This is a genomic window from Salinisphaera japonica YTM-1, from assembly GCF_003788585.1.
GTDB classification, from domain to species: domain Bacteria; phylum Pseudomonadota; class Gammaproteobacteria; order Nevskiales; family Salinisphaeraceae; genus Salinisphaera; species Salinisphaera japonica.
This window is the reverse complement of sequence record NZ_AYKG01000033.1, coordinates 1-21,347: the sequence shown is the minus strand read 5'-3', so window position 1 is coordinate 21,347 and position 21,347 is coordinate 1. Positions and strand designations below refer to the sequence as shown.

Sequence of the window (21,347 nt, the reverse complement as noted above, 5' to 3'; positions counted from 1 at the left end):
ATATCGTGAGGCGCGCCGTTGACTACGCCCGCGCCGGTGCCAGGCACATCACATGCGTGGCACCGGCGGCCCGCACCACCTCGGCCACGGCGCGTGCGGTACGGGTCGTGGTGATGACGTCGTCCACGATCGCGACCCGACAGCCGGTCAGATCCCGGTCGCAGGTGAAGGCCCCGCGCACGTTGGCTGCGCGCGCGGCCACCGACAGGGTGCTTTGACGTTGGGTGGCCCGCAGGCGCCGCAGGCCATGCCCGGCGACCGGCACACCGAGCCGGGCCCCCAGGTGATGGGCGATACGCTCGGCCTGGTTGAACCCGCGGCGTCGAAAACTGGCCGCATGCAAGGGCACGGGCAACAACAGATCGCAGCCCGGCCAATCCGCAGCGCCAACGCGCTCGGCCAGCAGCCGGGCCAGCACGCGCGCATGGGCGATACGCCCGCGAAACTTGAGCGATCCCACCAGCCAGGCCATGGCCTCGTCGTAGTGACAGGCCGCCAGCGCCCGATCAAAGGCCGGCGAGCGCTGACAGTGACGACAAACCGTGGTGGCCGTGTCTGGCGCCAGCGCCAGCGCGCAATACACACAGCTGTGCGTAAGCCAGGCCAGATCACCACGACAGCCGTCGCAGATACCGCGGTCGTCGGCCACGGTGTCCGCACACAGGGCACAGGCGCGCGGCCAGGCGATCCTGCGATCAGTTTTTAACCACTTGTCAATGAGCGAGGATGTCACGGGTTGACGCCGGGGCTGGCCGGATTAAAGTCTGCGGTTCAAACGACGACTGCATCCTGCCATGACCGAGACCCGCGCCGCCGGCACCGTACGCCACGACTGGACACTGGACGAGATCAACGCACTGTTTGCGTTGCCCTTGCCGGACTTGATGTTGCAGGCCCAGACCGCACACCGGGCTCACTTCGATGCGCGCGACGTGCAGTTGTCAACGCTGCTCTCGATCAAGACCGGGGCCTGCCCGGAAGACTGTGCCTACTGCCCGCAGAGCGTGCGTTTCGACACCGGCCTGGAGCGCGAGGCGCTGTTGCCCAAGGACCATGTGGTGGATGCGGCCAAGCGGGCCAAGGCGGCCGGTGCCACGCGCTTTTGCATGGGCGCGGCCTGGCGCTCGCCCAAGGATCGTGATCTGGCCGCCGTCATCGAGATGGTCGAGGCGGTCAAGGCCCAGGGCCTGGAAACCTGTGTGACGCTCGGCATGTTGAAAGAGCGCCAGGCCAAGGCCCTGGCCGATGCCGGTCTGGATTACTACAACCACAACCTGGATACCTCGCCCGAGTACTACGACAAGATCATCTCCACGCGCACCTACCAGGACCGCCTGGATACGCTGGGCCACGTGCGCGATGCCGGCCTGAAAGTCTGCTGTGGCGGCATCGTGGGTATGGGCGAGGCGCCGATTGATCGCGCGGAAATGCTGCGCCAGCTGGCCACGCTGCCCGAGCACCCGCAAAGCGTGCCGATCAACAATCTGGTGCAGGTCGAGGGGACGCCGCTGGCCGGCACGGATCCGATCGACGAGATCGATTTCGTGCGCACGATCGCCGTGGCCAAGATCATGATGCCGGCCTCTTATGTACGCCTGGCCGCCGGGCGCGAGGCGATGTCCGAAGCCACACAGACCCTGTGTTTTCTGGCCGGCGTAAACTCGATCTTCTACGGCGACGAGCTGTTGACCACGGATAACCCCGCGCATCAGGCCGACCTGGCGCTTCTGGACCGCCTGGGCATGCGGCCCGAGAACACGCCCAAATACAGCGATATCGAGCCGGGCGTGGCGCCGGATCCGGCACATGCCCCGCAGGCCGCCACGGCCCGGGCGTAAACGACGTGTCGGCCTCGCTCAAGGCCCACGCCCGGGCCGGGCTGGCCCGCATCGATGCCGCCGGCCGTCGGCGCCGGCGGCGGGTGATTGATGGCCCGCACGGGTCTGATCTGGCGGCCGACGGCACGGCCTACGTCAATTTCTGTAATAACGATTATCTGGGGCTGGCCACCGACCCGCGACTGGCCGCGGCCATGGGGGATGCCGCCCGTCGTGTCGGCACCGGCAGTGCGGCCTCGCAGATGGTTACCGGTCATAACAGTGAGCACGCCGGCCTGGAGGCCGATCTGGCCGACTGGCTGGGGCGCGAGGCGGCGCTCGTGTTCTCGACCGGGTACGCGGCCAATCTCGGCGCGATCACGGCACTCGTGGGCAAGGCCGATCACGTGGTGGCCGATGCGCGTAACCATGCCTCGTTGATCGATGGCGCGCGCCTGTCGGGGGCCGCCAAACATATCTATGCCCACGCCGATGTAGAGGACGCCGCGGCTTGTCTTGGCGGGCTGGATCAGGCGCGGGGCAACAGGCTGCTGGTCACCGATAGCGTGTTTTCCATGGACGGCGATACCGCGCCGCTGACTGGGCTCGCCGATCTGGCAGATACGCATGATGCCTGGCTTATGGTTGACGATGCCCATGGCCTGGGCCTGTTCGGCCCGCAGGGCGCTGGCCGGGTGGCCGAAGCCGACCTGGGTGCTGATCGAGTGCCGGTGTTGACAGGCACACTGGGCAAATCGGTGGGGGCCGCCGGGGCGTTCGTGGCCGGTGATGCCGAGGTGATTGAGCTGATCCTGCAGAAAGCCCGCTCGCTGATCTTTTCCACCGCCATGCCGCCGGCCGTGGCGGCCGCGGCGCGCTGCGGCTTGTCGCTGGCACGTGCCGGCGATGACCGGCGCGCGCACGTGCATGGGCTGATCGCCCGGTTCCGGGCGCGCCTGGCCGCGGCCGAGGTGCCCCTGGCTGCCTCGGATAGCCCGATCCAGCCGGTGATCGTGGGGGATGAGCGCGCGGCATTGGCCCTGAGCGACGCCCTAGCCAGACACGGGTATCTGGTGGGGGCGATTCGCCCGCCCACGGTCGCCCCGGGCACATCGCGCCTGCGGGTCACGCTCACGGCGGCCCACAGCGCGGCGCAGGTCGACGGGCTGTGTGATGCGTTGATTCAGGCCTGGCAGGCCCAGCCACGAGCCGATACGGGCCGATGCGCGTCGTGAGGCTGGCGGCGCATCGCAGCGGCCAGGCCTCAGCCGGTGGTCCCGATCTCGTGCTGTTGCACGGCTGGGGCCTGTCGTCGCGTATCTTTTCACCGCTGGTCGAGCGTCTGGCGCCCGGTCTGCGGTGTCATTGCATCGATCTGCCGGGCCACGGGGAAAGCGCCGACGTCGATGTGGCGGGGCTCGACGCCTGGGCGGACGCGGTCGTTGCCGAGATCGAGACGCCGGCGGTATGGCTGGGCTGGTCGTTGGGCGGACTGGTCGCCACGGCCGTGGCCCAGCGTTTTCCCGAGCGCGTGGCCGGCCTGGTTCTGGCTGCTTCCACGCCGTGTCTGCACCAGACGGATGACTGGTCCTACGGGCTGGCCCCGGAGACGATCGCGGCCACGCGCGCCGGGCTGGATCAGGATTATGTGGCGACGGTGTCCCAGTTTCTGCGGCTTAATCTGCGGGGCTCGAGCGCGGGCCGGGCCATGCTGGATCGTGTGATCGATGATCTGGCGGCCGCACCGCCCACGCCGCAGGGCCTGGCGCACGGCCTGGATATCATCCAGCAGGCTGACCTGCGGGCCGGCTTGTCGCAGATCACGTCTGGCGCTTGGCTGGTTGGCGGGCGCCTCGACCGGCTGGCGCATCCCGAGGCCATGCGCTGGATGGCGGCTGCCATGCCCGATGCCGAGCTCGAGATTTATGATCGGGCCGCCCATGCGCCCTTCTTGAGCGAGACCGAGCGTTTCGCCGCGGGGCTTGCTGCGTTCATCGGCCGCTGTGAGCGCCGTTCATGACCCGCACCCTGTTCGTGACCGGTACCGACACCGAGATCGGCAAGACCCGTATCGCCTGTGCGCTGCTGCGGGCCCTGGTGGCCGCCGGTGAAACCGCGGTCGGCTACAAGCCGGTGGCCAGCGGGGCCGCCTGGCAGGGCGGGCAGCTGGTCAACGCGGATGCGCTGGCACTCCAGGCGGCCGGCTCGCCGGGTTTTGAGTATGCGGCCATCAACCCGTTCGTCTTCGAGCCGGCCATTGCCCCGCATATCGCCGCCGCCGAGGCCGGGGTGACGGTCACCGCTGAAGCGCTCGACGCCGGGCACCGTGCGCTGGCCGCCCGTGCTGACTGGGTGATCGTGGAAGGCGCGGGCGGCTGGCAGGTGCCGCTGTCCGAGTCGCTTGATTTTGCGAGCTGGGTGGCGGCCAATCGTTGGCCGGTATTGCTGGTCGTGGGCATGCGCCTGGGCTGTGTGAATCATGCGCTGCTGGCGGCCCGCGCGATCGCCGCCGACACGCGCCTGGCCGGCTGGGTGGCCAATACGCTGCCGCCCGAACAGCCGCGGCTGGCCGAGAATCTGGCCACGCTGAATACGCGTATGCCTGTGCCATGTTGTGCGACCGTGCCTATCGATCCAGCGCCCGATCTGGCGCTGGATATCTGTCGCACGCTGATATGAGACCGCGCGGATCGGGTGTGTCGCGGGCAGGACTCATCGCGGGCCTGGTCATGGGCCTGGTCATGGGGCTGGCCGCAAGCCCGGCGGCGTATGCGGAATGGCAGATGAATCTGTCGCCGGGTGCGACGGCGATGACGCATCAGGTCTGGGATCTGCATACGGCCATGCTGATCATCTGCGCGACGATCGCCATCGGCGTGGTGGCGGTCATGGGCTGGTCGATCGCCCGTCATCGCAAATCGCGTGGGGTGAGGCCGGCCGAGTTTCATGAATCGATCGGTATCGAGATCGCCTGGACGGTGTTGCCGTTCATCGTGCTGGCCGCGATCGCGATTCCGGCGGCCAGTACGCTGGTGAGTCTTTATGACACCGACGCGGCCGACGTGCATATCGAAATCACCGGTCATCAGTGGCTCTGGGAATATCGCTACCCGGATGCCGGCGTGCATTTCTATAGCCGGCTGGCGGCCGATAGCCGCCGGGCCGAGCTCGGCGTGGACGGCACGCGCCCCCAGGACGTGGCGCATTATCTGCGCGATGTCGACAACCCGCTGGTCGTGCCGGTGCATGCCAAGATCGGGTTGTCGATCACCTCGGCCGACGTGATCCATTCCTGGTGGGTGCCCGCGCTCGGCGGCAAGAAGGACGCCATTCCCGGGCGCATCAACAAGAAATGGTTCACCGCCGATAAGATCGGCACGTATCGCGGCCAGTGCGCCGAGCTTTGCGGGCGCGGCCATGCCTTCATGCCGATCGTGGTGAAAGTGGTCTCCAAGGCCGATTATCTGGCCTGGCTGAAAGCTCGGGGCGGCCGCGGCCCGGCGGCGGACGACCTGCCGGATGCGCCCGCGGCCCCGGCCGATTTTGATGCGCTGGCCGCACGCGACACGCTGTCGCGCGACGAGGCGATGACGCTGGGCAAGCATGTCTATAACGGGCTGTGTTCGGCCTGTCATCAACGCGACGGCTCGGGCCTGGCCGCAGCCGGGTATCCCGCGCTGACCGGCAGCGATGTCGCCACCGGGCCGATCGCGGATCATATCGATCAGGTCATCTACGGCAAGAACGCCATGCCGGCCTTCGGCGGCCAGCTCACCGACGCCGAAATAGCGGCCGTGGTCACCTATGAACGCAACGCCCTGGGCAATGCCGTGGGTGACGAGGCCAGCCCGAAACAAGTCGAGGATCTGCGATGAAGGGCAGCGCGTATCCGGCTGACGGCTGGCGTCGTTGGCTGTGGCTGGCCAATCACAAGGATGCGGGTACGGCTTATCTCGTGTTGGCAGCCAGCATGTTTCTGGTGGGCTCGAGCCTGTCGCTGGTCATCCGCAGTGAGCTGTTCGCTCCGGGGATTCAGGTCGTCGACCCGGCGGTGTATAACCAGATCGTCACGCTACACGGCCTGATCATGATCTTCGGCGGCATCATGGCGGCATTTGTGGGCTTCGCCAACATGATGCTGCCGGTGATGCTCGGCGCGGGCGGCCTGTGGGCCCGGCGGGCCAGCGGGCCGGTGTTCTGGATGCTGCCGGTGGCGTTTGCCGCGCTGCTCGTCACGCCGTTCATCGGCGGCGCACCACAGACCGGCTGGACGATGTATCCGCCGCTGATCATGCAGACCGGGCCGGCGCTTCCCGTATTCATCGCCGCCGTCTGCTTGACCACGGTTAGCGGGTTCTTGTCGTCGGCCAATATCCTGGCCACGATCGTGGCCAGACGCGCGCCGGGCATGGCGATGCTGCGCATGCCGCTGTTCGCCTGGACCTGGGTGGTGACGGCATTTCTGATCATGGCGGTGATGCCGGTGCTGGCGGGCACCATGCTCATGCTGGGCGCGGATCGCTATCTGGGCACGGGCTTTTTCGGCGGGCCGGACGGCAGTGCCTTGCTCTATCAGCATCTGTTCTGGACCTTCGGCCACCCGGAGGTCTATATCATGGTGCTGCCGGCCTTCGGGCTGGTCTCGACCATCATTCCCAGCTTTGCCCGCAAGCGGCTGTTCGGTTACACCTCGATGGTCTATGCCACGCTCTCAATCGGGCTGCTCAGCTTCATCGTGTGGTCGCATCATATGTTCACGACCGGCCAGCCCCTGGCCGCCGAGATGTTCTTCATGTTCTCGACCATGATCATCTCGGTGCCCACGGGGGTGAAGGTCTTCAACTGGGTGGCCACCATGTGGCGCGGGGCCATGACCTTCGAAACGCCGATGCTGTTTGCCACGGCCTTTGTGGTGATGTTCATGATCGGCGGCTTTTCCGGGCTGATGTCCTCGCTGGCCCCGGTCGATTTCCAGTATCACGACACGTATTTCGTGGTCGCGCATTTTCACTATGTACTGGTGCCGGGTTCGCTCTTCGCGATGATGGCGGCTCTGTATTACTGGATGCCCAAGTGGACCGGGGTGATGTATTCGGAAACGCTTGGCCAGATCCATTTCTGGTGGAGTGTGGTCACGATCAACGTGTTGTTCTTTCCCATGCATTTCCTGGGTCTGGCCGGCATGCCGCGCCGCATCGCCGACTACTCGACCCAGTTCACCGACTTCAACCAGATGATCTCGATTGCGGCCGGGCTGTTCTTCGCGGGGCAACTGATCTTCGTGTTCAATATGGCGCGCTCGCTTGTGCGTCGCGGCGCGCCGGCAAGCGCTCGGCCCTGGGAAGGGGCGCGCGGGCTGGAATGGATCGTGGCCTCGCCCTGGCCGCACGACACGTTTGCGACCCCGCCCAGGGTCGAGGCATGCGAACTCGCCAAACCGGATTGATCGATCGATGAAACGACGCGGACTACAGCTCGGCCATTTTCGCCTGGCCCCGCCCTGGTGGGCGATCCTGTTGGCCGCAATCGGCGTGGTGATCCTGTCCGCGCTCGGGCTTTGGCAGATCGAGCGCGCCCATACCAAGGCACGTATTCTTGCCGCCCAACAGGCAGCCCAGGCGGCCGGGCCACAACGGGTCACGATCACCCGCGCGGCGCTCGACGGCCAGTCCGGCGGGCTGACCTATGGCTATCGCTATATCCTGCGCGGCCACTACGACACGGCACATCAAGTGCTTCTGGCCAACCAGGTTGAGGGCACCAAGACCGGCTATCGCGTGTGGACACCGCTGGTCACGGCCGCTGGGCTTAGGTTGATGGTCGATCGTGGCTGGGTCGAGAAACCGTCTGATCCTGATGCCGGGCCGCCCGATCCGGGCGCACCGACGGGCCCGGTCGAGATTCAGGGGTTCTGGCGTCCGTATCCCGAGCCGGGGCTGCGTCTGGGCTCGCGCACGGTCTGTGACAAGACCGGCTGGCCCCGGGCACTGAATTACCCCACTGGCGATACCGTGGCCTGTCAATACGACACGCCGGTGGTCAACGGCCTGTTGTTGTTATCGCCCGAGGCGCGTGGCGGGTTCGTGCGTGACTGGGACACCGACCGCGTGGGCATGGGGCCCACCGGACACTATATCTATGCCTCGCAGTGGTTTCTGATGGCCCTGATTGCGGTGGGCATCGTGATTGGCGTGAACCTCAAACGCGATCGACGATGAATCGCGGCCGGGCGATGCTGGCCGGGCTGCTCGTGCTCTTTGCCCTGCCGTTGATGGCGGCCTACGGGCTCTATTACGGCATCGGTTGGCGCGGAAACGGCGACGCTGCCGTCGGCAGCCTGGTGCGACCGATCGTCGCGCTGTCGACGATCACGGCGGGCGATACCGCTCACCCGGCGATGCGCGCCGACGTCTTTCAGGGCCGTTGGACGCTGCTTCAGATCGCCGCCGACGGCTGCCAGGCGGCGTGTCGACAACGATTGGCGGCGGGCCGCGCCGTGCGCGGGTTGCTGCACGTCGATGCCGCGCGCGTGCGTCAGGCCCTTATCGTGGGCGATAATACGCCGGGCGCTGCGGTCAGCGGACTGCAACCCGATGTCACTGTCTATCGTACGAAAGTAGAAGATTGGCAGCGGCTATTCGCGTCACGCCATGCCGACGTGCCGGGCACGATCTACCTGATCGATCCCGAGGCGCGCTGGATGGCTTTCTATCCGCCGTCGATTGGCGCCGATGCGTTGCATCGAGACCTCAAACGGCTGCTGGCCTTGTCCGGGCAGCCTTAAGCGAAACCACCGACATGTCGACACGTTTCTATCTCAATCTGTTTGCCGTGGTGCTCACGCTGGCCGTGATCATGCTCGGTGCCTATACGCGATTGTCGGATGCCGGGCTGGGCTGCCCGGACTGGCCCGGGTGTTATGGCCATCTGGACGTGCCGACATCACAGGCCGCCAAGAACACGGCCGACGCCGCGTTCGGCCAGGCCGTGGAGACCGGCAAAGCCTGGCGCGAGATGATCCATCGCTATTTCGCCGGCACGCTGGGGCTGGTGATTCTGCTGCTGGCCCTGCTGGCGATCCGGCGCACGGGCAACCCGCACCAGCAGCGGGTATTGCCTTGGGTGGCCGTTGGCGTAGTGGCGTTTCAGGCGCTGCTTGGCATGTGGACGGTCACGTTATTGCTCAAGCCGCTGATCGTGACCGCGCATCTGCTTGGCGGAATGACGATTCTGGCGCTGCTCGGTTGGTGTCTGTTCCGACAGGGCCCGTTGATGTGGCGTTGGCCGGTGTCGGGGTTGACCAGTCTGCGCCTATTGGCGGGCATCGGGCTTGTGGTGTTGGTGTGCCAGATCTTCCTCGGCGCCTGGACCTCCACCAACTATGCCGCGCTGGCCTGTCCGGATTTTCCGACGTGTCAGGCCCAGTGGTGGCCACAGACCGATTTCGAGACCGCGTTCACGCTCTGGCACGGCCTGGGCATCAATTATGAATACGGGATCCTGTCGAGCGTGCCGCGCCAGACCATCCACTGGGTGCATCGTCTGGGTGCCTGCGTGGTGGCCCTCACCATGCTGATTCTGGCGATTCGCCTGTTCATGGCCTCGCGCACGGATGGCCGCTGGGCCGGGCTTGGTGGGGCGCTACTGGCGGCTGTGGCCCTGCAGATCACGCTGGGCATCTCGACCGTGGTCTTTCATCTTCCGCTTTATGTCGCCGTCGGCCACAACGGCGGGGCGGCTGTGTTGTTGTTAACCTTGGTGGCGATCAATCACGCTGCCTGGAGTGCTCGTCATGGATAGCGCCACTTCTGCCAGCGCCACGCTGAGCCAGCGGCTCAACGATTACTACGAGCTGTGCAAGCCGCGCGTGGTGCTCCTGATCGTGTTCACCGCCATGGTGGGCATGTTTCTGGCCGTGCCCACCATGGTGCCGATCTCGGCGCTGGTGTTCGGCACGCTGGGTATCGGGCTGATGTCGGCCTCGGCGGCTGCGGTCAACCAGATGATCGATGTCCAGGCCGACTCGCGCATGCAACGCACCCGCAAGCGCCCGCTGGTGACCGGGCATCTGGATACGCGCCAGTCCGCGATCTTCGCCTTCGCGATCGGGGCGCTCGGCATGGCGATCCTGCTGGTCTTCGTCAACGCCTTGACCGCCTGGCTGACGCTGTTTGCGCTGATCGGCTATGCCGGCATCTATACGATGTATCTCAAGCGCGCCACGCCGCAGAACATCGTCATCGGCGGGGCCGCGGGGGCCGCGCCGCCAATTCTGGGCTGGACGGCGGTGACCAACGAGGTCTCGATTGATGCGCTGATCCTGTTCCTGATCATCTTCATCTGGACCCCGCCGCATTTCTGGGCGCTGGCCATTGATCGGGCCAAGGAATACGCCGAGGTCGATATTCCCATGCTGCCCGTGACCCACGGCATCGAGCACACCAAGACCCAGGTGCTCATTTATACCGTGATCATGTTCGGTGTATCGCTGCTGCCGTATTTCTCGGGCCTGTCGGGGCTGCTGTATCTGGCCAGCGCTGTCGTGCTCTCGGGCTGGTTCCTGGTCTATGCCGTGCGTCTGAAATGGTGGGCCAGGCCGGGCCTGGGCATGAAGATGTTCGGCTACTCGATCGTCTATCTCATGCTGCTGTTCACGGCACTTCTGGTCGACCACTACGTGCCGCTCATCGCTACCGGCCTGCAGTCGTTCTAGGCTTTGTTTGGGTGAGAGAAGGGTTCTCTTTCCCGTCCGCAAATGAACGCCAATAAGCGCAAATGAATACAGACGCTTATCCGCAGATGACGCAGATTTCACAGATTAAAAGACGAATAAAACAAGTCTTGAATCAGCTTTAACGTCGCGACGACACCGCGTTCGACGCATCGCTTAGTCAATCTGCGTCATCTGTGTAATCTGCGGATTATCTTCTTTTCATTCGCGCGTACTCGCGTTCATTCGCGGACTATTTAAAAGACACATCCTGCCAAGGGCTCACTACTGCGACACGCCAATGAGAGCGTCGAAGTCGGCCAGAGCAGCCACGATGCGGGCTTGATCGGCCTGGTCGGTATCGAGTTTGACCTCGGCCATGACGGCGATGGCGGAGGCGCCGGGCAACGGGCCGCCGGCTTCGATCAGTTCGCGCATGCGCGGTACGAAAATGAACTGCAGCCACTGGACAAAGGTGAGCGTGTCGGCACAGAACGGCGTGCGGCTGGCCATGGCCGCGGGTGAGGGCACGTCGGCCTGCCACAGGTCAGCGGTGCGCAGGTTGTGTTCAACCTGAAGCACGCAGTCGGCGGCTCGATGCAGCGTCTGGCTGTCGGTCATGGGCGGGGCGTGTGGATGGCTTTGGCCGACTAGCATGTGGCCATATCCACCGGATGCAATCGTCAGAACGGCCACCACCAGTGCCCGCCGCGTTCGAGCTCGGCCCGGCAACTCGATAGCTGGGCGTCGTAGGTATTGGAGCGGCTGGCCACGCGGCTGGCGGTGCGTCGCAGCCAGGGCTTGCTGCGATACAGCCCCTGCCGGTAGCCCCCCTGGCCGAGATAATAGGCCAGATACTGGCTATAGGCATCGGCCTTGGAAATACCCAGAATCCTGTGGCTCTGGTCGACGTACCAGCCCACGAAATCGGCGGCATCGCCGAAATCGTCGCGATCGGCAAACGGGTGCCCGGCATCGTCCTTGTAAGCGCCCCAGGTTGAATCCAGCGCCTGTGAATAGCCGTAGGCCGAGCTGATGCGGGTCCACGGGATCACCCAGAACAGCTTGTTGCGTGGCGGGGCGGCATCGCCCTTGAACTGCGATTCCTGGTAGATGATCGACATCTGTACCGGGATCGGCGCGCCCCAGCGTTGCTGGGCGTCCCTGGCATCGTCGTACCAGCCGCCTTTTTCACGAAAGATACTGCACAGATTCGACGGGTTGTTGGGCGGGGCCGTGATACAGCCGGCCAGCAACACACAGGGCAATAGAACGAGTACGAACGCACGCATAGACCAAAGATAACAGCCCGTGTGTTCGAACACGGCGCGACATGGCTGGATGACACGCTATAATCCGCGCCCGAAGCCGACAGCTCTTGTCGTTTTGATTCCTTTTGGAAATATAAAAAGAAAAAAATATAGGTTTTAATTAGGTTGTGTGCGCGCTAGCCTCATCCGTCGCGCGCCCTTGGTTTTTGTTGCCGGACCGGTTCATGAGTACTCTTTTTGTCGACGAACACTCCAGCCCGCTGGATGCCCAGCAGGCCGCTCAGCTAAGCGGCCTGCTGCAAACCCTGAGCGCGAGTCAGGCAACGTGGCTCAGTGGTTATCTGTCCGGTCTGAATGCCCAGGGCGCGCTCGGCGCGACGGCCCAAGCTCCAGCCGCGCAACCGGCCGCCGCAGCTGCTCCGGCTGCTCAGAGCGCCCCCGCCGAGCCGTTGACGATCCTCTATGGCTCGCAGACCGGTAACGCCGAGGATGTGGCCGAGCAGCTGGCCGAGCGGGCCAATGCCGATGGCCTGACGGCCAACGCCGTGGATATGCTCGACTACAAGCCGCGCGATCTGAAGAAAGAAAAGAATGTCGTGGTGCTGGTCTCGACCCACGGCGAGGGCGACCCGCCGGACAACGCCGAAGAGCTTCACGAGTTCGTCCACGGCAAGAAAGCGCCCAAGCTTGAAGGCATGAACTTCTCGGTATTGGCCTTTGGCGATACCAGCTACGAGCAGTTCTGCCAGACCGGCAAGGATTTCGATGCCCAGTTCGAAAAGCTCGGCGCCAACCGCGTGGTTGATCGCGTCGATCTGGACGTGGATTTCGACGATCGGGTCGAGTCCTGGATCGATGACGTTATCGCCAAGTTCAAGGAGGCCACGGGCGCGGGCCAGGCTCATGCCAACGTCACGCCGATGCCCGGGGCCAGTGCCCAGCCGGCCGGCGCACAAGCACCGGCCAGCTATAGCCGCAAGAATCCGTTCGCCGCGGAGGTGCTGACCAACGTGGTGATGAACGGGCGTGGCTCGGACAAGGAGGTCCATCACATCGAGCTGGACACCGAAGACTCCGGCCTGACCTGGGAGCCGGGCGATTCGCTGGGCATCATCCCGGCCAACGATCCCGACGTGGTCGCCGAGCTGATCGGCGCGCTCGGTGCGGCGGCTGATGACGAAGTCACCGGTATCGACGGTGAGGTCTCGCTCGAGCACGCACTGACCCATCAATACGAGATCACCACGCTGACGCGCCCGTTCATCGAAAAATACGCCGAGCGGGCCGCCAACGATGAATTGAACGCGTTGCTGGCCGAGGATGCTCGTGAACAGCTGGCCGAATACATCGACGGGCGTTTCATCATCGATCTGGTGGAGGATTATCCGATCGAGGGCATGGCGGGTGCCGATTTCGTGCGCCTGCTGCGCAAGCTGCCACCGCGGCTGTACTCGATCGCCTCAAGCCATGCGGCCAACCCGGACGAGATCCATCTCACCGTGGCGGCCGTGCGCTATGAAACCCACGGGCGCAAGCGTCACGGTGTGGCCTCGGCCCAGCTGGCCGATCGCAGCGAAGACACGAACCTGCCGATCTATATCGATCACAACAAGAACTTCAAGCTGCCGACGGACGATTCGGCCCCGATCATCATGATCGGTCCGGGCACCGGTATCGCGCCGTTCCGGGCCTTTGTCGAGGAACGCGAAGAGCGCGGGGCCGAGGGCAAGAACTGGGTGTTCTTCGGTGCCCAGCATTTCCGCACCGACTTCTATTACCAGACCGACTGGCTGCGCTGGCGCGAAGAGGGCCTGCTCACACGCATGGACGTGGCCTTCTCGCGCGACCAGGCCGACAAGATCTATGTCCAGGACAAGATCCGTGAAGCCGGCGCCGAGGTCTATCAATGGATCGAGGACGGTGCCACGGTCTATGTCTGCGGCGATGCCAACGCCATGGCCGCCGACGTCCACGACGCACTGCTGGACGTGATCGGTGAGCAGGCCGGCATCAACGCCGAAGACGCTGCCGGCTACTTGAAGAACCTGCAGAAAGAAAAACGCTACCAGCGCGATGTCTATTAGCGGCTTGGCATCGTCGCAGCTGTGCAACTCGTACAAGACATATCGTCCGCAAATAAACGCGAATAAAGAAAAGACAATCCGCAGATTACACAGATGACGCAGATTACTAAGGCGGTACAGCAGGCTTGCTGTCGCAGTGGCGCTGAAGCGGACCAGGTGTTCGTTTTATCTGCTCTTTCAAGCTGTGCAATCTGCGTAATCTGCGGATAAATATCTGTATTCATTCGCTTGTATTCGCGGACCAGAACAATTCGCGAACAATCAAAATCAAAGCGCTGACCGACCATCTCAGCGCTGTCGTCATCATCAGGTGATCCCATGAGCACCACGGAAAAGAATCTCTCGCCCGTCGAGCACATCAAGACCCGCAGCAATTTCCTGCGCGGGACGATCGCCGAGGGGCTGGCCGACGAGTTGACCGGCTCGATCGCTGAGGATGATACCCAGCTCACGAAGTTCTTCGGGTTCTATCAGCAGGACGATCGTGATCTGCGCGCCGAGCGCAAGGCCTCGAAGCTGGAGCCGCATTATCAGTTCATGCTGCGCCTGCGCCTGCCGGCCGGCGTGGTCACCGGCGAGCAGTATCTCGAGATCGACCGCCTGGCGCACGAGTACGCCAACGGCACGCTGCGCCTGACCACGCGCCAGACCTTTCAGTATCACCATGTGGCCAAACGCGACCTGCGCCCGCTGCTTCAGGATGCTTACAAGGTGGGCGTGGACGCCCGTGGGGCCTGTGGCGACGTCAACCGTAACGTCATGGCCTCGGCGTTTCCGGAAAAATCAGCCGTGCACGCCGAGATCCATGACTGGTCGATCAAGCTCTCCGAGCATCTGGCCTGGAAATCCAAGGCCTACGAAGAGATCTTTCTCCAGCAGGCGCCCAGCGGCGAGACCGACGTCGAGCCGATTTACGGGGCGACCTATCTGCCGCGCAAGTTCAAGATCGCCATCGCCGTACCACCGGAAAACGATGTCGACGTCTTCGCCAACGATATCGGCCTGATCGCGGTCGTCGAGAACGATGCGCTCGTGGGCTATAACGTCGCCATCGGCGGCGGCATGGGCAGCACCCACGGCGAGCCGGCCACTTATCCGCGCCTGGGTAGCGTCATCGGCTTCGTGGGTCTGGACAAGACGCTGGAAACGGTCGAGACACTGGTGACCATCCAGCGCGATTACGGTGATCGCGAGAACCGCAAGCACGCGCGTTTCAAGTACACCATCGACGATAACGGCATCGGCTTCATCCATGAGCAGCTCGATGAGCGCGCCGGGATCAAGCTTGAGCCCACGCGTGACTACCACTTCGAGCGCAACGGTGATCCGATCGGTTGGTTCCAGGATGACGCCGGCAACTGGCACGTGACGCTGTTCATCGAAAACGGGCGTATCGCGGATTTCGACGAGAACGGGCTGGCCCATCACGGCCAGTATCAGGGCCCGGCCAATTACAAGCTGATGACCGCGCTGCGCGAGATCGCCAAGATCCATAAAGGCACGATCCGCCTGACCGGCAATCACAACGTCATCATCTCGGGTATCGCCGATGCCGACCGCGCCGATGTCGAGGGCGTGATCGATCATTACGGCCTGGACGATGGCAAGACCAAGCGCAACAGCGCGTTGCGCCATGCCTCGATGTCGTGTGTGGCGTTCCCGACCTGTGCGCTGGCCATGGCCGAATCCGAGCGCTACCTGCCCGAGCTGATCGGCAAGCTCGAGGACATCATGGATAAGGCCGATATCGGTGACGAGCGTATCGTCATCCGCATGACCGGCTGCCCCAACGGCTGTGCCCGGCCGTTTCTCGGGGAGATCGGTTTCGTGGGCAAAGCACCCGGCAAGTACAACCTGTATCTGGGTGCGGCCTTCGACGGTTCACGTTTGAATAAGCTTTATCGCGAGAATATCGGCGAAGCAGAAATCCTGGCCGAACTCACGCCGCTGATTCAGCGCTGGTCGGCCGAACGCGAGGACGGTGAGCACTTCGGCGATTTCGTCGTGCGCACCGGCGTCATCGCAGCCACCGTCGAGGGTAAAGACTTCCATGAAAACACCGGATCGGCAGAAGCCGCGTGATCGGCTGAGTATCAAGACACGGGCAGCGATCGCCCTGATCGCTGTCATGCCGGTGGCCGGGCTGGCCCAGACCAGCCCGAGCCCCGAGGCCGCGCCAAACCGCCTGAATAGCCCGGCCGGCCTGGATTATGAGCAGGCCGATGCGGCGGTGCGCGAGCTGGTGAAACTCACCGACGTCACCCAGCTTCGCAACGTGTTCACCGATCAGTTCATTGGCCGCGTGGAAGGCGCGATGTCGCTGCTGGGCGGCACGCTGGGCCCTGAGACCATGAACATCGTCACCGAGCAGACCCGGGCCGTCGTCTCCGAGCGTATTGCCGACGGCGACGCGCTGTACTCGGTATTGGCGCCGATTTATGAAAAACACTTCAACCTGATCGAGCTCAACCAGCTGGTGAATTTCTATGAGTCGCCGCTCGGCCAGAAGCTCGTGCGTATCTCGCCGGAGCTTCTTACCGAATCGCTGGATCTGGGCCAGCAGTGGGGCATGTCGTTGGTGCCCGAGATCGTCTCGCGCGTGCGCGCACGCATGAACGGGGCATCGGCGGCGTCATTGGCGGCCGAGCCGGCACCGGCAAACGACGACTACCCGGCGCCTGCGCCCGCCGAGTAGCTTGTCTGCGGCCGGCTTGTCGGCCACTGCGACAGGCCGAGAAAGATCAGCCGCAGCTGGCGTTCGGCCTCACTGACGACCGTGTCGACCGGGGCATCGGCGCGGGCCACGTCGAGGATACGTTCGGCCGTGGCGATCACGGTGTTGACCACGAGATCAGCCACGAGCGCGAGGTCGGCGTTATCGACCGCCGAATAAGCGTCCAGCTGCGACAGATCGTGCGTGAGCTGACCGTTCAGCGCGGCCAGATTGGTCTGAATGGCATCGCGTAGCGCGGCACTGCCGGCATAGCGCTCGCGAACCAGAAACTGAAACAACAGACGCCGCTCGCAGACATGAAAAGCAAACAGGCCGATACAGTGCTGGATCAGGCCGTCGATCGACAACGACGGCAGATCCACGGCCGCCAGCACCGCGCGTAATTCGGCAAATGTTTCATCAACCAGGGTAATGCCCAGATCGTCCATATCGCGGAAATGACGATAGAACGCGGTCGGCACGACACCCGCCTGGCGCGTGACACGACGTAGCGAAAGCGCCGAAAAATTCGACTCCGAGGCCACCATTTCCAGGGCCGCCTGCATGAGCGCGGCCCGTGTCTGGCCGCGCGGCGGTGACGTGCGAGATAGCGGGTCAGACATGAGCGTTAGGATGACGGCCGGTGCGAATACAAAAAACGAGCGAGCGGCGCACGGCGCGCCACCGAGCTAAATTGTGCTATGTCGATCGCGCGACTACAACGTCTTCATCGGCGACGATCTGGCGCTTGTACGCATGAGTATCTAGGATGCGTAGACGCCTGCAGTGGCCGGGCAAGCGCCATCAAGCGGGCATAGGCCGTGCGGCCGCTTTCAACGTTCGTTCGGGGCCGGTCCCGAATGCGACCATTCCAGCCTTGGATCGATGTGTTGTCATCTGTGAAATCGTCACGCTCATCGAACAAAGCGTTCGCGGTATCGCCCGGCCTGCTTCGACACGCTGTCGTGGTGATGTGTCTGTGGTGCCTGGCGGTCTCGTTTTCACCGGCTCTGGGGCAGAGCGGCGTTGACGGCGCGGAGACGAACGTCAGCCAGCAGATCTCGCGGCTGAAAGACCAGATTGAGAGCCTGAAGGCACGCCGGGACGTGGATGAGGTACGCCAGGCCCAGGCGGTAGAGACCTATCAGAAAGCGTTGGCGGCACTGCAGGCAGCCGAGGCCGATCGTCAGCAGGCCGCTGATCTTGCGGCATCGCAGAAACAGATCCCCGAGGATATCGAGTCAGTCCGGGCCGAGCTGCGCAATGTGCCCAGCGTGCCCACCATCGATGAGCTTGCCGATCAGTCGCTGGATGCGCTGACCCAGCGTGTCGAACAGACACGCACACGTCTGACCGATGCCCAGGCCCGCCTGGCCGATGCCCGAGACAAGCTCACACGCGCGGCCCAGCGCCCGGAGCAGCTGCGCGCACAGCTGGCCGATGCACGCAACGCGCTGCAGAACCTGGCCGGCAGCAATAGTGTGGATCTGGGCGATGCCAGCGGGGTGCGGGCACGCGCGCAAAGCACGCTCGTGGCTGCACGCCGCGATGCGTTGAACGCCGAGATCGAGCGCCTGCAGCAGGAGCTGTCCGGGCTGGATGCGCAGGAGCGTTTGCTCGAGGTCAAACGCTCGTTGGCCGAAACCCAGGTCGCGCGACTCAACGAGGCGCTTGCCGCGGCCCAGACCGCGCTCTCGCGAGCACAGATCGCCTCGGCCGAGACACTGCGTGACGCCAGCGAAGACAAGCTCAGCGAGCTGCGTACGGCCCTGGCGCCGATCAGTGAGGTCGCACAGAAGAACGTCGAGCTGACCTATGAGCTGGCGGATATCACTGAAGACACGCAGACCCTGTCACAGCGCCAGGCCGAGCAGCGGGCCCAGGTAGACAGCCTGGAGCGCCGGCTCAATCTCGTTCAGCGACAGCTCGAGATCGGCGGCGGCTCGGTGGCCCTGGGGGATGTGCTACGTAACCAGCGTCGGCGTCTGGCCACGCCCTCGCTGTCGTTTCTTACCAGCGACACGCTCAACGGCCTGCCGGATGTCTCTACCGCCGAGCTTGACCGGTTCCAGCTCCAACAGACCCGCGCGGAGTTGGATAACCCGGCCATGATGGCCGAGCGGATCGCGCAGAACGCCGGCATTACACTGAGTGCCGGCCAGCGCGAGTCGCTGATCAATCTGCTGGATCAACGCCGGGCCATCATCGATCGTCTGATCGATGCCGAGGGCCGGTATGTCGACGTCGGGCGCGATGTGCGCAGTCTGACGCGGCACTACAACGACACCTTGGGCTCGTTCAATCGACTGCTGGACGAACGTCTGTTCTGGCTGCCGTCATTTCACGGTATCTGGCTGGACTGGCCGGCCCGTTTGGCCGAGGACATCCCCTGGCTGCTCGATCCGCGATCCTGGCGTGAGGCGTTGACGGCGTTCGTGGGCGGCATCGTGGCCAAGCCGTTTCGGGCCGGGCTGGCGATCCTCGTGATCGGCGCGTTGATGGGCATGCGGGGCTTGTTCAAGCGGCGCCTGGCCGTGCTCGCCGAGCCGGTTGGCAACGTCAGCCACGATTCCGTCGCCCTGACGCTGCGCGCGCTGCTGGCTACGCTTTTACTGGCGCTGCCAACAATCCTGTTGCCGTTGTCGATCGGTTATCTCACCCAGCATGCCCCCGGGGCCACGCCGTTTGCCAAGGCCGCGGGCAGCGCGGTGTTTCAGCTTGGCATGCTGGCGCTGTTCATCGAGCCGTTCACGCAGGTTGTTCGGGCCAACGGTCTGGCCGAGGCGCATTTCCGTTGGTCGGACAAGGCACGGCGCAATCTGCACCGGGATCTGCGGGCGCTCTCGCTGGCGCTGATCGTGCCGATCATCGTGATCTCGATGACCGAAGCATTCGACGACGACACCAAACGCGAAACGATCGGTCGCGCTGCGTTCATGCTCGGTGAGTTTTCGATCGCGATATTTGCCTGGCGGGTTCTGCATCCGATCACGGGTGTGCTTTCGGACGTGATGACCGATCACGAGGACGGTAACTGGCGTCTGGGCTATTTCTGGTTGCCTGTGGCTACGGCGATCCCATTGGCGCTATCGGGCATGGCTGCGCGGGGCTATTACTACACCGCGCTTCAGCTTCAGAGTCGGTTCTTCTACTCGGCCGCACTGTTGGGCGGGGCGGTGATTCTCTACAGCCTGATCGTGCGCTGGCTGACGGTCGCCGAGCGGCGTATCGCCCTGTCACGCGCGCTCAAGCGCCGCGAGGAGGCCCGCGAGGCCCGGGCCTCGCGCGAGGCCGCCGCCGTCTCCGGTGACAGCACGCCGGAGACGCTGGAAGGCCTGGAGATCGACCTGGTCCAGATCAGCGAACAGACGCGCGGCTTGATCAAGATGGTGATCACGTTATCCATTGCCACCGGGCTGTGGCTGGTCTGGTCGGGCACGCTGCCGGCCCTGCAGCTACTGGACAATATCAATCTATGGCAGATCACCAGCCAGGTCGACGGCCAGAAAGAGATCTCCAACGTCACGCTGGGGGCGCTGCTGCTGGCAATCGCGGTGGGCGTTGTGACCACGCTGGCCGGGCGCAACCTGCCGGGCTTTCTGGAAATCACCGTGCTGCGGCGACTCTCGCTCGATGCCGGCAGCCGCTATGCCATGGCAACGCTGTTTCAGTACGCGATCGTGATCATCGGGATGCTGGTTGCGGTCAACCTGATCGGGCTGCGCTGGTCATCGATCCAGTGGCTGGTGGCCGCGATCGGTGTGGGTCTGGGTTTCGGTCTGCAACAGATCTTTGCCAACTTCATCTCGGGCATTCTGATCCTGTTCGAGCGCCCGGTACGCGTGGGGGATACGGTTACCGTGGGCGCGCTCACCGGCACCGTATCGCGTATTCGTATCCGAGCCACCACGATCACCGACTGGGATAACAAAGAAGTCGTGATCCCGAACCAGACGTTCATCACCGAAACCGTGATCAACTGGACGCTGACCGACGACATCACCCGCCTGATCCTGCGATTCTGTGTGGCGCTTGATACCGATGGCGATCTGGTCGAGCGGCTGGTGCACGAAGCCGTCGACGCCGAGCCGGTGGCACTCGACAATCCGCCGCCCTCGGTGTTCATGGTGGGCTACGACGACAGCGCGATCATCTACGAAGCACGCGTGTTCTATCACGATCTCTACTACTTGCTGCCGCTGCAACACGCCATCTATCGCCGCGTGCACGACGCGTTCAAGGCCAACGGCATCAAGATCGTCTACCCGCAGCATGACCTGCACCTGCGCTCGATGGACGACTCGATTGGCGAAGTCTTTCGCCGCCCGAGCGACAAGCCCGACGGCGACGAGACGCCGGCTCTGCCATCACGCTCGTAGCCGGCTTGATGGCGTTGCTGTCGGCAGAATAGTCCGCGAATGGACGCCCATGAGCGCGAATGGAAGACAAGATAATCCGCAGATTACGCAGATTTCACAGATTGAAAGAAAGCCTTGAGCACGGCCCATGCCACGAGATCGTTTCTTTTGACACCGTTGGCGAATGACCACGAATAAATACGGCTGGATACAGACGGTTTTATCCGCCGATGGACACAGATGAAACGCCGATCCTAATGACGCGCATGTCGCGGCCACACGCGGCCGTGACGCTCGTAGCGGGTTTGGTGGCTATTTCAAAAAAATCGTCCGCAAATGAACGCAGATAAACGCAAATAAACGCGAATGAATACAGACGCACACCCGCAGACTA

The 21,347-nt window shown here is 63.8% G+C and carries 19 protein-coding genes; 14 read left to right on the top strand and 5 right to left on the bottom strand.

Translation table 11 applies throughout. The features are described from left to right. Positions 1 to 22 precede the first annotated feature (22 nt). Positions 23 to 733 (bottom strand): ComF family protein, encoded by a 711-nt coding sequence (locus tag SAJA_RS10325; protein WP_123658597.1) that lies wholly within the window; start codon positions 731 to 733, stop codon positions 23 to 25. A 61-nt stretch (positions 734 to 794) separates the two neighbouring features. Between SAJA_RS10325 and bioB the strand changes: the two genes are divergently transcribed. Genes bioB through cyoE form a run of 10 tightly spaced genes read left to right on the top strand, consistent with a single transcriptional unit; the run spans position 795 to position 10,530 of the window. After that, on the top strand, positions 795 to 1,838 hold the full coding sequence (bioB, locus tag SAJA_RS10320; protein ID WP_123658596.1) for a biotin synthase BioB: 1,044 nt from the start codon (positions 795 to 797) through the stop codon (positions 1,836 to 1,838). A gap of 5 nt (positions 1,839 to 1,843) precedes the next feature. Continuing rightward, a complete protein-coding gene (bioF, locus tag SAJA_RS10315; RefSeq protein ID WP_245963290.1) occupies positions 1,844 to 3,052 on the top strand; it encodes an 8-amino-7-oxononanoate synthase in 1,209 nt (402 codons plus the stop codon). Beyond that, positions 3,040 to 3,837, top strand: coding sequence for a pimeloyl-ACP methyl ester esterase BioH (gene bioH, locus SAJA_RS10310; RefSeq protein WP_123658595.1), 798 nt, complete (start codon positions 3,040 to 3,042; stop codon positions 3,835 to 3,837). The genes bioF and bioH overlap by 13 nt, the downstream gene beginning before the upstream one ends. Next, positions 3,834 to 4,496, top strand: coding sequence for a dethiobiotin synthase (bioD, locus tag SAJA_RS10305; protein ID WP_123658594.1), 663 nt, complete (start codon positions 3,834 to 3,836; stop codon positions 4,494 to 4,496). The genes bioH and bioD overlap by 4 nt, the downstream gene beginning before the upstream one ends. Then, a complete protein-coding gene (coxB, locus tag SAJA_RS10300) occupies positions 4,493 to 5,692 on the top strand; it encodes a cytochrome c oxidase subunit II (protein WP_221180213.1) in 1,200 nt (399 codons plus the stop codon). Before bioD ends, coxB begins: the two co-directional genes overlap by 4 nt. Then, on the top strand, positions 5,689 to 7,263 hold the full coding sequence (locus SAJA_RS10295) for a cytochrome c oxidase subunit I (RefSeq protein WP_123658593.1): 1,575 nt from the start codon (positions 5,689 to 5,691) through the stop codon (positions 7,261 to 7,263). The genes coxB and SAJA_RS10295 overlap by 4 nt, the downstream gene beginning before the upstream one ends. Positions 7,264 to 7,270: 7 nt before the next feature. After that, complete coding sequence (locus tag SAJA_RS10290; protein ID WP_123658592.1) at positions 7,271 to 8,035, top strand: SURF1 family protein; 765 nt, start codon at positions 7,271 to 7,273, stop codon at positions 8,033 to 8,035. 14 nt (positions 8,036 to 8,049) lie between these two features. After that, complete coding sequence (locus tag SAJA_RS10285; RefSeq protein WP_123658591.1) at positions 8,050 to 8,601, top strand: FAD-dependent oxidoreductase; 552 nt, start codon at positions 8,050 to 8,052, stop codon at positions 8,599 to 8,601. A 14-nt stretch (positions 8,602 to 8,615) separates the two neighbouring features. After that, positions 8,616 to 9,617, top strand: coding sequence for a COX15/CtaA family protein (locus SAJA_RS10280; protein WP_123658590.1), 1,002 nt, complete (start codon positions 8,616 to 8,618; stop codon positions 9,615 to 9,617). Then, positions 9,610 to 10,530, top strand: coding sequence for a heme o synthase (cyoE, locus tag SAJA_RS10275; protein WP_123658589.1), 921 nt, complete (start codon positions 9,610 to 9,612; stop codon positions 10,528 to 10,530). The genes SAJA_RS10280 and cyoE overlap by 8 nt, the downstream gene beginning before the upstream one ends. Positions 10,531 to 10,812: 282 nt before the next feature. Here cyoE and SAJA_RS10270 read toward each other — a convergent pair whose 3' ends face one another. Together SAJA_RS10270 and SAJA_RS10265 are read right to left on the bottom strand one after the other, a co-directional pair. Then, on the bottom strand, positions 10,813 to 11,148 hold the full coding sequence (locus tag SAJA_RS10270) for a YqcC family protein (protein ID WP_123658588.1): 336 nt from the start codon (positions 11,146 to 11,148) through the stop codon (positions 10,813 to 10,815). Positions 11,149 to 11,210: 62 nt separating this feature from the next. Then, on the bottom strand, positions 11,211 to 11,819 hold the full coding sequence (locus SAJA_RS10265) for a transglycosylase SLT domain-containing protein (protein ID WP_123658587.1): 609 nt from the start codon (positions 11,817 to 11,819) through the stop codon (positions 11,211 to 11,213). Positions 11,820 to 12,022: 203 nt separating this feature from the next. On the opposite strand from SAJA_RS10265, the gene SAJA_RS10260 reads away from it, so the two are divergent. Then, on the top strand, positions 12,023 to 13,882 hold the full coding sequence (locus tag SAJA_RS10260) for an assimilatory sulfite reductase (NADPH) flavoprotein subunit (protein WP_123658586.1): 1,860 nt from the start codon (positions 12,023 to 12,025) through the stop codon (positions 13,880 to 13,882). On the opposite strand, the gene SAJA_RS10255 is transcribed toward SAJA_RS10260, so the two are convergent. After that, positions 13,879 to 14,202, bottom strand: a complete 324-nt coding sequence (locus SAJA_RS10255) for a hypothetical protein (protein ID WP_123658585.1) — start codon at positions 14,200 to 14,202, stop codon at positions 13,879 to 13,881. The genes SAJA_RS10260 and SAJA_RS10255 overlap by 4 nt on opposite strands. On the opposite strand from SAJA_RS10255, the gene cysI reads away from it, so the two are divergent. Together cysI and SAJA_RS10245 are read left to right on the top strand one after the other, a co-directional pair. After that, entirely contained in the window at positions 14,201 to 15,964 is a 1,764-nt protein-coding gene (cysI, locus tag SAJA_RS10250) for an assimilatory sulfite reductase (NADPH) hemoprotein subunit (RefSeq protein WP_123658584.1), read from the top strand. The genes SAJA_RS10255 and cysI overlap by 2 nt on opposite strands. Further along, a complete protein-coding gene (locus tag SAJA_RS10245; RefSeq protein WP_123658583.1) occupies positions 15,933 to 16,577 on the top strand; it encodes a DUF2059 domain-containing protein in 645 nt (214 codons plus the stop codon). The genes cysI and SAJA_RS10245 overlap by 32 nt, the downstream gene beginning before the upstream one ends. On the opposite strand, the gene SAJA_RS10240 is transcribed toward SAJA_RS10245, so the two are convergent. Continuing rightward, positions 16,550 to 17,218, bottom strand: coding sequence for a TetR family transcriptional regulator (locus SAJA_RS10240; protein WP_123658582.1), 669 nt, complete (start codon positions 17,216 to 17,218; stop codon positions 16,550 to 16,552). The genes SAJA_RS10245 and SAJA_RS10240 overlap by 28 nt on opposite strands. Before the next feature lie 348 nt (positions 17,219 to 17,566). On the opposite strand from SAJA_RS10240, the gene SAJA_RS10235 reads away from it, so the two are divergent. Further along, positions 17,567 to 20,974, top strand: a complete 3,408-nt coding sequence (locus SAJA_RS10235) for a mechanosensitive ion channel domain-containing protein (RefSeq protein ID WP_245963292.1) — start codon at positions 17,567 to 17,569, stop codon at positions 20,972 to 20,974. The last annotated feature ends 373 nt before the right edge of the window (positions 20,975 to 21,347 follow it).

Bases quoted from the DNA above. Each gene is read 5' to 3' on its own strand.
- bioB (WP_123658596.1), top strand. From the start codon at position 795: ATGACCGAGACCCGCGCCGCCGGCACCGTACGCCACGACTGGACACTG.
- bioH (WP_123658595.1), top strand. From the start codon at position 3,040: ATGCGCGTCGTGAGGCTGGCGGCGCATCGCAGCGGCCAGGCCTCAGCC.
- bioD (WP_123658594.1), top strand. From the start codon at position 3,834: ATGACCCGCACCCTGTTCGTGACCGGTACCGACACCGAGATCGGCAAG.
- coxB (WP_221180213.1), top strand. From the start codon at position 4,493: ATGAGACCGCGCGGATCGGGTGTGTCGCGGGCAGGACTCATCGCGGGC.
- SAJA_RS10295 (WP_123658593.1), top strand. From the start codon at position 5,689: ATGAAGGGCAGCGCGTATCCGGCTGACGGCTGGCGTCGTTGGCTGTGG.
- SAJA_RS10290 (WP_123658592.1), top strand. From the start codon at position 7,271: ATGAAACGACGCGGACTACAGCTCGGCCATTTTCGCCTGGCCCCGCCC.
- SAJA_RS10285 (WP_123658591.1), top strand. From the start codon at position 8,050: ATGCTGGCCGGGCTGCTCGTGCTCTTTGCCCTGCCGTTGATGGCGGCC.
- SAJA_RS10280 (WP_123658590.1), top strand. From the start codon at position 8,616: ATGTCGACACGTTTCTATCTCAATCTGTTTGCCGTGGTGCTCACGCTG.
- cyoE (WP_123658589.1), top strand. From the start codon at position 9,610: ATGGATAGCGCCACTTCTGCCAGCGCCACGCTGAGCCAGCGGCTCAAC.
- SAJA_RS10270 (WP_123658588.1), bottom strand. From the start codon at position 11,148: ATGACCGACAGCCAGACGCTGCATCGAGCCGCCGACTGCGTGCTTCAG.
- SAJA_RS10265 (WP_123658587.1), bottom strand. From the start codon at position 11,819: ATGCGTGCGTTCGTACTCGTTCTATTGCCCTGTGTGTTGCTGGCCGGC.
- SAJA_RS10260 (WP_123658586.1), top strand. From the start codon at position 12,023: ATGAGTACTCTTTTTGTCGACGAACACTCCAGCCCGCTGGATGCCCAG.
- cysI (WP_123658584.1), top strand. From the start codon at position 14,201: ATGAGCACCACGGAAAAGAATCTCTCGCCCGTCGAGCACATCAAGACC.
- SAJA_RS10255 (WP_123658585.1), bottom strand. From the start codon at position 14,202: ATGGGATCACCTGATGATGACGACAGCGCTGAGATGGTCGGTCAGCGC.
- SAJA_RS10245 (WP_123658583.1), top strand. From the start codon at position 15,933: ATGAAAACACCGGATCGGCAGAAGCCGCGTGATCGGCTGAGTATCAAG.
- SAJA_RS10240 (WP_123658582.1), bottom strand. From the start codon at position 17,218: ATGTCTGACCCGCTATCTCGCACGTCACCGCCGCGCGGCCAGACACGG.
- SAJA_RS10235 (WP_245963292.1), top strand. From the start codon at position 17,567: ATGTGTCTGTGGTGCCTGGCGGTCTCGTTTTCACCGGCTCTGGGGCAG.